We start from the raw sequence: 12,586 nt of genomic DNA, 5'->3' as shown, positions 1-12,586 counted from the left end.
TGGATAGGGCATGCATCTGATTTTCGAATTCGTATTCTGAATTCGAATTCAGATTTGACATTCAGTCCGGCGCGCCTGCCCCGGGAGAAACGCCAGATGACCACCTTCAATCGACGCTCGTTCCTTCAGTTCACTGCCGCCTGCGGCGCTGCCGTGGGCGGTGTTTCGCTCGCGGCACCGGCCGTGTTCGCCAAGCCCGAGCCGCTGAAGCTGAAGTTCGGCAACGACCTGCCGGACAGCCACTCCGTGAACGTGCGCCTGCGTGAGGCCATCGCCGCCATCTCGGCGGAAATCGGCGGGGCGCTCGACATTTCGCTGTTCCCCAACAATCAGCTGGGCAGCGGTCCGGACATGATGAGCCAGCTGCGCTCCGGCGCCCTTGAGCTCGCGACCATGCCGGGCACCGTGCTCTCCACCATCCTGCCCATCACGGCTCTCACCGGCGTGGGCTTCGCCTTCACCAGCTATGACAAGGTGTGGGCAGCCATGGACGGGGCGGTGGGCGACCTCATCCGCTCCAACCTCGTCAAGGCCAACCTCGTCGGCTTCGACAAGGTGTGGGACAACGGCTTCCGCCAGATTACCAGCTCCACCCGGCCGATCCGGGAGCCTGGCGACCTCGCCGGCTTCAAGATCCGCGTGCCGCTGGTTCCGCTGTGGGTCTCCATGTTCTCGGCCTTCGGCGCATCGCCGGTATCGATCCCGCTCGCCGAAGCCTATTCGGCGCTCCAGACGAAGATCGCCGATGGGCAGGAAAAACCGCTGGCGCTCATCTACACCGCCAAGTTCTTCGAGGTGCAGAAGTATTGCTCGCTCACCAACCATGCGTGGGACGGCTTCTGGCTGCTGGCCAGCGGCAAGGTCTGGAAGAGTGTGCCGGATGACCTGAAGCAGGTGATGGCAAAGCACTTCAACGCCGCCGCCATCAAGCAGCGGTCGGATATCGTGAAGGCCAACCAGACCCTGCAGGCCGATCTCGAGGCGAAGGGCCTCGTCTTCAACACCACCAATGCCGAAGTCTTCCAGCAGGCGCTCGCCAAGACGTCCTTCTACAAGGACGCCCGCGCCAAGTTCGGCGACGACGCCTGGAACCTGCTTCAGAAGTTCGCCGGCCCCGTCGGTTGAACGGGAGGCCGACGTGCAGCTCGAGATGGGCATCGCCCCCGCACCGGCCATTGCGGCGGCCGGACTTCCGGCGCGCATCGGCGCCGTTATCCGCCCCGTGACGGGAACCGCAGTTGCGGTTCTCGTGGGGGCCGAAATTCTCGTGCTGTTCGCCGGCGTGCTGGCGCGCTACGTGTTCCACGCGCCGCTGATCTGGTCGGACGAGCTGGCGAGCATCCTGTTCCTGTGGCTTGCCATGCTCGGGGCCGTCGTGGCTTTCGAGCGCGGCAAGCATATGAGGATGAGCGCCTTCGTGGGCGGCCTGCGCCAGCCGTTCCGCGGCTTCTTCGATGCGCTGGCCATCGCGGTTCCGCTGCTCTTCCTCTCGCTCGCCCCCGGCGCGGCCTACGAGTTCGCGGTGGACGAGATCATCGTCTCGACCCCCGCCCTCGACATCTCAGCCGGCTGGCGCGTGGCGGCGCTGCCAGTGGGCTTCGCGCTCATGCTCGTTCTCGCGGTGCTGCGCCTCATCGAACGGACGGATTGGCGGGTGACGCTCGCCGCCGTGGCGCTCGTGGTGGTGGCGGCGGCGGTCTTCGCCGCACTGCGCCCGTCCTTCACCGGGCTCGGCAATCTCAACCTGCTCATCTTCTTCGTGGGGCTGGTGGGGGCGATGGTTCTGGCCGGCATTCCCATCGCGTTCGCCTTCGCCACGGCCACCTTCGGCTACATCGCGCTCACCACCCGCCTGCCGCACTCGGTGGTGATCGGACGGATGGACGAGGGCATGAGCCACTTTGTCCTGCTCTCGGTGCCGCTGTTCGTCTTCCTCGGCGTGCTCATCGAGATGACCGGGATGGCGCGGGCCATGCTGGCCTTTCTTGCCAGCCTGCTCGGCCATGTGCGCGGCGGTCTGCAATATGTGCTGGTCGGGGCGATGTATCTCGTCTCCGGCATCTCCGGGTCAAAGGCCGCGGACATGGCCGCCATCGCCCCCGTGCTCCTGCCCGAGATGGAGAAGCGCGGGGCGGATCGCGGCGAGCTGCTCGCCCTGCTCGCCGCCACCGGTGCGCAGACAGAGACCATTCCGCCCTCCCTCGTGCTGATCACCATCGGCTCCGTCACCGGCGTCTCGATCGCCGCGCTGTTCGCGGGCGGCCTCATGCCGGCTTTGGTGGTGGGCGCGCTGCTGTGCTGCGTGGTGTGGCTGCGCAGCCGCAAGGACGACCTCTCCGGCGTGCGCCGGGCCAGCTTCGGCGAGATCGCGAAAGCGCTCGTGGTGGCGCTGCCGGCCATCGCGCTGCCGTTTATCATCCGGGCCGCGGTGATCGAGGGCGTGGCCACCGCCACCGAGGTCTCCACCATCGGTATCGCCTATGCGGTGCTGGCCGGGCTCCTCATCTATCGCCGGTTCGACTGGCGGCGGCTCTATCCCATGCTGGTGGACACGGCGGCCCTGTCGGGGGCGATCCTGCTCATCATCGGCGCCGCCACGGGCATGGCCTGGGCGCTCACCCAGTCCGGCTTCTCCGCTGCGCTGGCGCACATGATGACGAGCCTGCCCGGCGGCGCCCTGGGGTTCATGCTGGTCTCGCTTGTCGCCTTCATCGTGCTCGGCAGCCTGCTGGAAGGCATCCCGGCCATCGTGCTCTTCGGGCCGCTCCTGTTTCCCATCGCGCGGCAGGTGGGGGTGAACGAGGTGCACTATTCCATGGTGGTGATCCTCGCCATGGGCATCGGCCTCTTCGCCCCTCCGTTCGGCGTCGGCTACTACGCGGCCTCCGCCATCAGCCGCATCCGGCCGGACGAGGGCATGCGGCCCATGACCGGGTACATCGCGGCGCTCTTCATCGGCACGCTCATCGTCGCCGCCGTGCCGTGGATCTCGACCGGCTTCATCCGTTGATCGCGCGGCCCCGAGCGCCGCATTCGGAGATCGCATCATGACTGACGTGCTGAATTTCGGGCAGATGCTCGCCGCCCACGCGCGCCTTTCTCCCGAGCGGATCGGAGCCCGCGACCTGGAGCGGGAGATGAGCTTCGCGCTGTGGAATGCGCGGGCCTGTCGCCTCGCCAACGCTCTGCTAGGGCTCGGCCTCGTCAAGGGCGATCGGGTCGCGGTGCTCGCCTACAATTGCATCGAGTGGGTGGAAATCTACGCCGCCACCGCCATGGCCGGCCTGGTGGCGGTGCCCATCAACTTCCGCCTCACCGGACGGGAAGTGCGCTTCATCGCCGAGAATGCCGATGTCGCCGCTCTCATCGTGCAGGACGCGCTGGCGGGCCTGGTGGAAGAGGTGCGCGCGGACCTGCCCATCGGCGACGACCGCATCATCCATTTCGGTTCCGGGCTGGCGCCTGCGGGCTTTCGCGACTACGAGGCGCTGCTCGCCGCCGCCTCCGCGCGCGAACCCGGGCAGGTGGTGCTGGAACATGATCCCTGGACGCTCATGTACACGTCCGGCACCACCGGCAACCCGAAGGGGGCCATCCGCAGCCACCGGGGCAGCGCACTGCTCGCGCTCACCACCGAGATCGAACTCGGCATCCACCGCAAGGACGGCGCCCTGCTGGTGATGCCCATGTGCCATGCCAACTCGCTCTATTTCTTCGGCGCCTTCGCCTATTGCGGCGGCACCATCAACATCTACTCGCGGGCGAACTTCGATCCCGAGCATTGCGTGCGCACCTTGGCGGAAAGCGGCGCGAGCTTCACGTCGCTGGTGCCCACCCATTACGTGCTGATGCTGGGCCTGTCCGGTGCCGAGCGGGCGCGCTACGACCTCGGCTGGGTGACCAAGCTCATGGTCTCGTCCGCCCCCGCGCGGCCGGACACCAAGCGCGCGGTGATGGAGATGTTCCCCAATTCCGGCCTGTTCGAGCTCTACGGCGCGACCGAGACCGGCTGGGTCACTTTCCTGCATCCCCACGAGCAGTTCTCAAAGCTCGGCTCGGTGGGGCGCGAATGCATTGGCTCGGCACCGATCCGCCTCCTGGACGAGGACGGAAACGAGGTGCCCGACGGTAGCGTGGGCGAACTCTTCTCGCATACGCCCTACACCTTCGACGGCTACTGGCGGCTGCCGGAAAAGACCCGTGAGGCCTTCCGTGGCGACTATTGCTCGGTAGGCGATATGGCCCGGCGGGATGCGGACGGATACATCCATCTGGTCGACCGCAAGAGCAACATGATCATCTCCGGCGGGGAGAACGTCTATCCCTCGGAGGTGGAGCAGGTGCTCGCGGCTCATCCCCAGGTGCGCGACGTGGCGGTCATCGGCGTGCCGGACGGCAAATGGGGCGAGCGCGTCCACGCCGTCATCGTCACCGAGAACGGCGCCTCGCTCTCCGAGGCGGCGCTCGCGGAATGGGTGAAGGATGGGCTCGCCGGCTACAAGCGCCCGCGCTCCTTCGATTTCGTCCGTCATGAGGACATCCCGCGCAATGCCACCGGCAAGATCCTCTATCGCGAGCTGAAGACCCGCTTCGCCCGCGAGAAGGTCTGACGCCCAGGTTCGTCGCATCAGAACAGCGCCGCTCTGCTGCGCATGCGCCAGGGAGAACGTCCATGAAGGTCTCTGCCGACAGCGTCGCCGCCATGGTGGCCAAGGTGTTGAAGCAACGCGGCGTGAAGCGAGTGTTCGCCCTGTGCGGCGGGCACATCATGCCGCTGTGGATGCGTCTCGACGCCGAAGGCATCGCCATCATAGATGTCCGCGACGAGCGCGCAGCGGTACATATGGCGCAGGCGCACGCGGAGCTGACGGGCGACCTCGGTGTCGCCCTGGTGACGGCCGGGCCGGGCGTGACCAATGCCATCACCGGCATCGCCAATGCCAATGTCTCGCGCGCGCCGGTCCTGATCCTGTCCGGCGCCTCGCCCCGTCCGCAGGAGAACCGCGGCGGCCTTCAGGACATGGACCAGAGCCAGCTGCTGCGCCCCATCACCCGATATGCCCGCACCGTGCGCGAGCCCTCGCTGGCGCTCGCCGAGCTGGACGAGGCGATCTCCTGTGCGTTGGGCGAAGGTGGCGTGCCCGGCCCGGCCTTCATCGACTTCCCGGTGGATACCCTGCGCGCTCCGGTCCCCGAGGCGCTCCGGATGGCGGAGCACATGACCGCCAAGCCGCGCGTACGCGCGCTGCCCGACCCGGACCGTGTCGCCGCGGCAGTCGATCTCCTGTGGAGCGCGCGGCGCGTTCTCGTCATTTCCGGCCGTGGTGCGCGGAAGGCGGGGCCCGAACTTTCCACATTCCTCGATCGGCTCGGCGCCGTCTATCTCGACACCGGCGAGAGCCGCGGCGTGATCCCCGATGACCACCCCGCCGTCGTCGGTGCCATGCGCGGCGCGGCCATGGGCGATGCGGACGTGGTGCTGACCGTGGGGCGCAAGCTCGATTTCCAGCTCGGCTTCGGCTCGCCGGCCGTGTTCGGTGCCGCGCAGTTCGTGCGCATCAGCGATGCCGCCGCCGAAGTGCGCGACAACCGGCGCGGGGTGGTAGAGATCGTCGCTGACGTGGCGGCCACCCTCGGCGCCATGGTCGAGGCCGCCGGCAATCGCGTGGCGGCTATCGATCCGGACTGGGCGGGCAAGCTGCGCGACGGGCACCGGGCGCGCGCGGCGAAGCTGCGCCAGTCCATGGCGGCCGCGCCGGCCGGTGCCGATGGCCGGCTCCACCCCAATCGGCTGCTCGCCGCCTTGCAGGACGCGGTCGGCCGGGACGCCGTGGTGATCAATGACGGCGGCGATTTCCTCGCCTTCGGGCGTGTCGGCCTCAGCACCGATGCGATGCTCGATCCCGGGCCGTTCGGCTGCATCGGCGTGGGGGTTCCCTACGGCATCGCCGCCAGCCTCGAATATCCCGACAAGCCGGTGCTGGTCGCCACCGGAGACGGCGCCTTCGGCTTCAATGCCATCGAGATCGACACGGCGGTGCGCCACAATGCGCCGGTGCTCATTGTCGTCGCCAATAATGGGGCGTGGCAGATCGAGGTCCATGACCAAGAGGAGACCCACGGCAAGGTGGTGGGCACGCGCCTCCAGCATTCCGACCACGCCATGATGGCGCGGGCCTTCGGCATGCATGCCGAGCGCGTGGAGCGCGAGGAGGACCTCGCCCCTGCCATCGCCCGCGCGCTGGCCAACCGGCCGGCGCTGCTGGATGTGGTCGTCACGTCGGACGCGGTGTCCTCCGATGGCAAATCGGGTCTCGCCTGGGTGCCCGATCTCCAGCCCCTCGCGGCCTGGGACAAGGCCGAACGGGCGTGGCGGCAGGGCTGAACCCTGCGAACGCCTCGCCGCTCACCGCAGAGCGATGCCATCGTCACTATGGCGCTCTGTCGTCGTTGTAGGCCGGCTTCCAATTCGCCGATATCTGGATTCCGCATCGAATGACCGCACACCGAAGGACGTTCCCATGAGTGGCGCCGAAGTCTTTTTCGTTTCAGCAGCGCGTACGGCCATCGGCGATTTCGGGGGAAGTCTGAAGGACGTACCGGCAACGACGCTCGGCGCGCATGCGGCCCGTGCCGCCATATCCCGGTCCGGCCTTGCGGCCGAGGAGATCGGCCAGACCGTGGTGGGCAATGTCATCCATGGCGAGCCGCGCGACATGTACATCTCCCGCGTGGTGGCCATGGAGGCGGGCGTGCCGAAGGAGGCGCCGGCGCTCACGGCGAACCGCCTGTGCGGCTCCGGCCTCCAGGCGATCCTCACCGCCGCCCATGCGATCATGCTTGGCGATGCGGAGACCGCGCTCGCGGGCGGTGCCGAGAGCATGAGCCGTGCCGGCTACCTGCTGCCCGGCGCGCGCTGGGGGCAGCGCATGGGCAACGCGCAGGCAGCGGACATGATGGTGGGGGTGCTGACCGATCCGTTCGGCCACGGCCACATGGGCGTGACCGCAGAGACGGTCTCGCAGCGCTACGATGTCAGCCTTGAAGCGCAGGACGCCGCCGCGCTCGAAAGCCACCGGCGGGCGGCGCACGCCATCTCGGCGGGCAACTTCAAGGACCAGATCGCTCCCTTCGAGCTCTCCGGCCGGAAGGGCACCGTCGTTTTCGACACTGATGAGCATGTCCGGCGGGAGGCGAGCCTTGAGGATTTCACGCGGCTGCGCCCGGTCTTCGCCAAGGGCGGAACCGTCACCGCCGGCAATTCATCGGGCATCAATGACGGGGCGGGCGCAGTCGTCCTCGCCTCGCGGGAAGCGGTCGCCAAGCGTGGTCTGAAGCCGCTGGCGAGCCTCGTCTCCTGGGGGCTTGCGGGAGTCGATCCCGCCGAGATGGGGATGGGCCCGGTTCCGGCTGTGCGCACTGCGCTTGCACGCGCGGGCATCGGCGTCGCCGACCTCGACGTGATCGAATCCAATGAGGCTTTCGCCGCTCAGTCCTGCGCGGTCGGAGCGGCGCTCGGTTTCGATCCGGCCAAGGTCAACCCCAATGGCGGGGCGATCGCCCTCGGCCATCCCGTGGGGGCGACCGGGGCCATCCTGACCGTCAAGATCCTCCATGAGCTCAAGCGCATCGGCGGCAAGTACGGGCTTGTCACCATGTGCATTGGCGGCGGGCAGGGCATCGCCATGGTCGTCGAGGCGGCCTGAGGTATCCTCGGCACCTTGAGCGGGTGGGCGGGCAATGCCGCGCGCCCATCTGCTCTTCCCTCAGGCGCCGGCCGCGATGGTTTCGAGCCGGTCCTTCAAGATTGCCGGAATGCGCACCCCGGCATCTGCCGTCTGGCGCCGGGCGGCGGCGCGGCGCGAGCCCGGCAGCCGTGCGCCCTCCTGCTCCACGATGGCTGCGAACAGGTGGGCGAGCCGCGCCGCCGCGTCCGGGCCGGCCAGCGGGCCGGGGTCCACGGCGATGAAGAACTGCCCGGTGCGCGGCGAGCCGCCCGCATTGTCGGCGAAGGAGGAGGCGTCGATGGAGAGGTTCGCCCCCGTAATCCAGGCTGCGAACAGCTCCACGATCAGCGCCAGCCCCGCGCCCTTGTGACCGCCGGAGGGAACCATGGTGCCCCCATCCAAGGCGGCAGCTGGATCGTCCGTGGGATTGCCGTTCCGGTCCAGCGCCCAGCCCAGCGGAATCTTCTGGCCCCGCTGCTGATGCACAATGATTTCGCTCTTGGCGATGACGCTGGACGACTGGTCCAGCACCAGCGGATCTTCGCCGCTGCGGGGCACCGCGAAAGCGACCGGATTGGTGCCAAACACCGGCTTCGTTCCGCCCACCGGGGCGATGGAGGCCGGCGCATTCACGAAGCCCAGCGCCATCAGGCCGGCCCTGGCGATGCGCTCCACATGGTAGCCCACGACGCCGCAATTGTAGGAATTGGTCACGGCCAACGCGGCGATACCCTGCGTCTTGGCCGCTTCGAACAGGGCCGGCAGGCCGAGGTCGATGGCGGGATGGGCGAAGCCGTCCCGCGCGTCCACACGCACGAGGGCCGGGCGAGGGCGGGTCAGGTCCGGCGCGGTATTGCCGTCGATTTTTCCCACCTTGGCGTGGGCGCAGTAGGTGGGCAGGCGGGCGAGGCCGTGGCTGTGGACGCCCTCGGCCTCGGCGGCCACCACCGAGGCGGTGACCGAGAGGGCGTTGGCCGGGCTGACACCACAGGCGGTCAGCGCCCGGAAGGTCAGGTCCTCCACCTCCTTGAGGCTGAGGCAGACCATGGGCACGGAAGACGCGGCACTCACGCCGCTTCTCCCTTTTCCACCGCACGGGCGTAGCCATAGAGGGTGCGGGCGGCGGCCTCCGTCACGAGACCCTCGGCGATGTCTTCGGCGATGCGTGCCGGATCGCGATTCGCCGGGTTGCCGAAGCCGCCGCCGCCGGAGGTCTTGATGGTCACCGTGTCGCCGGCCTGCAGCGGAAGGCCCGAGACCTTGGAATTGAGGCTCACGGCGGAGCCATCCGCCCGCGTCACGGTGGTGGAGGAGAGGGAGCCGGGCTTTCCGCCCTTGATGCCGTAGGGCGGGAAGCGGAAGCGCTCGAAATTGGTGGAGAGGGAGCCCTGCGGCGCTTCAAGCCGGAATTCGCGCACGAGGCCGAGCCCGCCGCGGTTCTCGCCCGCGCCGCCGCTGTCCGGCAGAAGGCCGTAGCGGGTAAAGACCACGGGATATTTCGCCTCCACCATCTCGATGGGCGCGTTGGTGTTGTTGTGGAGGCCGCAGGACAAGGCGCTCGCGCCGTCTCCGCCCGCATGGCCGCCCCAGCCGCCCACCTCGATGTCGAAATAGACCTGCCGCTTGGCATCCGGCCGCACCAGCGAGACAGCATAGACGTAGGAGATGGCGTAGTACGCCGCCGGAATGCGCTCTGGCGCGATCTGCGCCAATGCCCCGAACACGGCGGTGGCGATGCGGTGGTTCACCACCATGCGCCCGGCCACGGGGGCGGGGAATTGCGCGTTCACCACGCTGCCTTCGGGCAGGACGACGCTCACCGGCCGGTAGCAGCCGGAATTGGCGGGGATGTCCGAGCCGAGGGCGGCGAGCAGCGCGTAATAGACCGCCGAGCAGGTCATGGCCGGCGTGTTGTTCACCGGGCCGCGCACCTGCGGGCTGGAGCCGGCGAAGTCGAGGGTGATGGCATCGCCCACCTTGGTGATTGTCACCTCGAGGCGGATGGGCTCCTCCGACTGGCCGTCGTCGTCCACCGTCTCCACGAACGATGCGGTGCCGTCCGGCAGGGCGGCGATGGCCGCGCGCATCATGCGCTCGGAGCCGTCGAGGATGGCCGACATGGCGGCGGACAGCGTGTCGGCGCCATACTTGCGGGCGATGCGCGCCACCGCCTTGGCGCCGATGCCCAGCGCCGCGATCTGGGCGTTGAGGTCGCCGCGGGTCTCTTCCGCCTGGCGCACATTGTAGAGCAGCATCTCGAACACGCCGGCGTTGAGCGTGCCCTTCTCCACGAGGCGCAGCGGGGGAATGCGGATGCCTTCGTGGAAGATCTCGGTGGCCGCCGCATAATAGGAGCCGGCCGCGCCGCCGCCCACGTCCACATGGTGGCAGAGCGTGCCGACGATGGCGACGCGCTTGCCATCCACGAACACCGGGCGGAACGTCTGGATATCCGGCAGATGCTGGCCGCCGGCATAGGGATCGTTGGTGACGATGACGTCGCCCTCATTCCAGCTTTCGAGCGGAATGAACTTCTCCAGCACAGTCTTCAGGCAGTCGGACATGGAATTGAGATGCACCGGGATGCGGGCCGACTGGGCGATGTTGCGGCCCTCGGCATCGAACACGGCGGTGGAGAAGTCGAGGATTTCACGCACCACAGTGGAGCGGCTGGTGCGCCAGATGGTGAGGCTCATTTCCTCGGAGGCCGCGACCAGCGCATTGCGGATCACCTCGAGGCGGACGGGATCGATGGTTGTCATGATTCGAGTGTCCTCAAGGTATCAGTGGCGCTGGGTGCGCTCGACCACGAGCGCGCCGGTGGCATGGGAGCGGATGGTCCAGCCGGCGGGCAGGTAGGTGGCGGTGTAGACCTCCTCCACCACGGCCGGGCCGGAGACGCCCTCGGCGGTCACCGCCTCGCGGGCCACCACGCGGGTGTCCACGAAGCCGCCCCGGCCATAGACGGAGCGGGACTGGTCCGCGGCGCCGACGCCCGCCACCGCCGGAGCTGGCGTCGGCTTGGCGAGGCGGCCGATGGCGGACAGGCGCAGCGCCACCACCTCCACCGGCACGGCCGGCTCGTCATAGGAGAAGCGCTGGCGGTGCAGCGCGTGGAAGGCGGCGGTGGCGCGGGCGATGCCCTGCGCGGTGAAGTCGGCTTCATCGAGCGGCACGCGCAGGTCGAAGGCCTGGCCCTGGTAGCGCAGGTCCAGCGCCCATTCGAAGCCGCGATTTTCGGCCGCGACGCCATCTTCCGCCAAGAGCCGGTCGCTATCCTGCGCCAGCTGGACGGCGCGTTGGGCGAGGCTGTCGCCGAGGTCCGCCAGAAGCCCGATCTGGGTGGAGGAGAGATCGTGGGTGATGTCCGACCACAGGATGCCCCAGGCCGACAGCGTCGAGGCGTGGGCGGGGAAGATCACCTTGTTCATGCCCAGCTCCTCGGCCACCTCGCAGGCATGGACGCCACCGGCGCCGCCGAAGGAGAGGAGGGCAAAATCCTCCGGGTCCATGCCCTTCTCGAACAGGGACAGGCGGATGGCGGTGGCGAGGCTGGAATTGGTGACGGCGATGACGCCCGCCGCCGTCTCCTCGACCGAGAGCTTCAGCTTGCCCGATACCTCGTCCGCCGCCCGCGCGGCCGCCTCGCGATCGAGGCCCATGCCGCCGCCCATGAAGCTCGATCCGTCGAGCCGGCCGAGCAGCAGGTTGGCATCGGTGACGGTGAGGCGCTTCCCGCCGCGGCCGTAGCAGGCCGGGCCCGGCTCGGCGCCCGCGCTGTGGGGGCCGATGCGCAGGCGACCGCCATCATCCACCCAGGCGATGGAGCCGCCGCCGGCGCCGATGGTGCGCATCTCGATCATGGGCAGGCGCACGGGCAGCCCGTCCACCTCGCCCTCATTGACCATGGAGACATTGCCTTCGTGCACAACGGACACATCGAAGCTGGTGCCGCCCATGTCCACGGCGACGAGGTTCGGTTCGTCGAGCGCCACCGACAGGCGCTTGGCCGCCGCCGCGCCGCCGGAGGGGCCGGATAGCAGAAGCCGGGCCGGCTCTCGTCCGGCCTTGGCAAGGCCCGCCACGCCGCCGTTGGACTGGACGAGATAGACCTGCGTCTGCGGTACCTCTTCCTTCAGCTTGCCGGCGAGGCGGTCGGTGTAGGTCTTCACCACCGGCACCAGCAGCGCATTCAGGGTGGTGGTGGACATGCGCTCGTATTCGCGCAGCTCGGGGGAGATGTCGGAGGAGAGCGAAATCTCGATGCCCGGCAGGAGGTCGCGCAGGATCGCACCGGCCTGCTGCTCGTGGGCGGGATTGGCATAGGCGTTGAGGAAGCAGACGGCCACCGACTTCACGCCGGCCTGCTTCAGCTGGCCCGCCAGCGCCCGCACTTCGGTCGCGTCGAGGGCGGTGATGACGCGCCCGTCGGCACCGATGCGTTCCTTGAGGCCGTAGCAGAAGCGGCGCTTCACCAGCGCCGGTTGGGGCGAGGCGGTGATGGCATAGACATCGGTGCGGCCGTGGCGGCCGATCTGCATCACGTCCTCGAAGCCGGCGGTGGTCACTACTGCGCCCAGCGGCAGCTTGCGCTCCAGCACCGCATTGGTGGCGATGGTGGTGCCGTGCAGCAGGTATTGAACCTCATCCAGGGAGAAGCCGAAGCGCTGGCTCGCCTGCTTGATGCCGGTGAGCAGGCCGATGGACGGATCGGATGGCGTGCTCGGCGTCTTCATCTGGTGGATCTCGCCGGTGCGCCCGTCGAGGATCTCGATGTCGGTGAAGGTGCCGCCGATGTCCACGGCGATGCGGATGGAGGGGGTGCTCATGGGGTCACTCGATGTCTGGATGAAGGGGCG

The 12,586-nt window shown here is 68.5% G+C and carries 8 protein-coding genes; 5 read left to right on the top strand and 3 right to left on the bottom strand.

Going from position 1 to position 12,586, the window contains the following annotated elements:
* Window positions 1-96: 96 nt before the first annotated feature.
* The 5 genes from XAN126_RS0117105 to bktB all read left to right on the top strand — a co-directional run bounded on the left by XAN126_RS0117105 (window position 97) and on the right by bktB (window position 7,706).
* Window positions 97-1,125, top strand: a complete 1,029-nt coding sequence (locus XAN126_RS0117105; RefSeq protein ID WP_024279811.1) for a TRAP transporter substrate-binding protein — start codon at window positions 97-99, stop codon at window positions 1,123-1,125.
* 25 nt (window positions 1,126-1,150) lie between these two features.
* Complete coding sequence (locus tag XAN126_RS0117100) at window positions 1,151-3,010, top strand: TRAP transporter large permease subunit (RefSeq protein WP_024279810.1); 1,860 nt, start codon at window positions 1,151-1,153, stop codon at window positions 3,008-3,010.
* A gap of 37 nt (window positions 3,011-3,047) precedes the next feature.
* Complete coding sequence (locus tag XAN126_RS0117095) at window positions 3,048-4,610, top strand: AMP-binding protein (protein ID WP_024279809.1); 1,563 nt, start codon at window positions 3,048-3,050, stop codon at window positions 4,608-4,610.
* A 62-nt stretch (window positions 4,611-4,672) separates the two neighbouring features.
* A complete protein-coding gene (locus XAN126_RS0117090) occupies window positions 4,673-6,385 on the top strand; it encodes a thiamine pyrophosphate-binding protein (protein ID WP_024279808.1) in 1,713 nt (570 codons plus the stop codon).
* A 136-nt stretch (window positions 6,386-6,521) separates the two neighbouring features.
* Window positions 6,522-7,706 carry a beta-ketothiolase BktB gene (bktB, locus tag XAN126_RS0117085; protein WP_024279807.1) on the top strand — a complete coding sequence of 395 codons (1,185 nt, stop codon included), beginning with the start codon at window positions 6,522-6,524 and terminating at the stop codon, window positions 7,704-7,706.
* 60 nt (window positions 7,707-7,766) lie between these two features.
* On the opposite strand, the gene XAN126_RS0117080 is transcribed toward bktB, so the two are convergent.
* Genes XAN126_RS0117080 through XAN126_RS0117070 form a run of 3 tightly spaced genes read right to left on the bottom strand, consistent with a single transcriptional unit; the run spans window position 7,767 to window position 12,556 of the window.
* The gene (locus XAN126_RS0117080; protein WP_029877317.1) at window positions 7,767-8,798 is read right to left on the bottom strand and encodes an Ldh family oxidoreductase; all 1,032 of its coding nucleotides are present in this window, start codon (window positions 8,796-8,798) and stop codon (window positions 7,767-7,769) included.
* Window positions 8,795-10,489, bottom strand: a complete 1,695-nt coding sequence (locus XAN126_RS0117075; protein ID WP_024279805.1) for a hydantoinase B/oxoprolinase family protein — start codon at window positions 10,487-10,489, stop codon at window positions 8,795-8,797. Before XAN126_RS0117075 ends, XAN126_RS0117080 begins: the two co-directional genes overlap by 4 nt.
* Window positions 10,490-10,510: 21 nt before the next feature.
* Window positions 10,511-12,556: a hydantoinase/oxoprolinase family protein gene (locus XAN126_RS0117070; RefSeq protein WP_024279804.1), complete on the bottom strand. Its 2,046-nt coding sequence runs from the start codon at window positions 12,554-12,556 to the stop codon at window positions 10,511-10,513.
* Window positions 12,557-12,586 lie beyond the last annotated feature (30 nt).

It is taken from the genome of Xanthobacter sp. 126 (genome assembly GCF_000526175.1).
In the GTDB taxonomy this organism is placed as follows: domain Bacteria; phylum Pseudomonadota; class Alphaproteobacteria; order Rhizobiales; family Xanthobacteraceae; genus Xanthobacter; species Xanthobacter aminoxidans.
Note: the sequence above shows the minus strand (reverse complement) of the source record. Positions and strands in the feature narration are given on the sequence as shown.

What these genes read in the sequence shown, in the direction of transcription:
- XAN126_RS0117105 (WP_024279811.1), top strand. Translation starts at nt 97, where the DNA reads ATGACCACCTTCAATCGACGCTCGTTCCTTCAGTTCACTGCCGCCTGC.
- XAN126_RS0117100 (WP_024279810.1), top strand. Translation starts at nt 1,151, where the DNA reads ATGGGCATCGCCCCCGCACCGGCCATTGCGGCGGCCGGACTTCCGGCG.
- XAN126_RS0117095 (WP_024279809.1), top strand. Translation starts at nt 3,048, where the DNA reads ATGACTGACGTGCTGAATTTCGGGCAGATGCTCGCCGCCCACGCGCGC.
- XAN126_RS0117090 (WP_024279808.1), top strand. Translation starts at nt 4,673, where the DNA reads ATGAAGGTCTCTGCCGACAGCGTCGCCGCCATGGTGGCCAAGGTGTTG.
- bktB (WP_024279807.1), top strand. Translation starts at nt 6,522, where the DNA reads ATGAGTGGCGCCGAAGTCTTTTTCGTTTCAGCAGCGCGTACGGCCATC.
- XAN126_RS0117075 (WP_024279805.1), bottom strand. Translation starts at nt 10,489, where the DNA reads ATGACAACCATCGATCCCGTCCGCCTCGAGGTGATCCGCAATGCGCTG.
- XAN126_RS0117070 (WP_024279804.1), bottom strand. Translation starts at nt 12,556, where the DNA reads ATGAGCACCCCCTCCATCCGCATCGCCGTGGACATCGGCGGCACCTTC.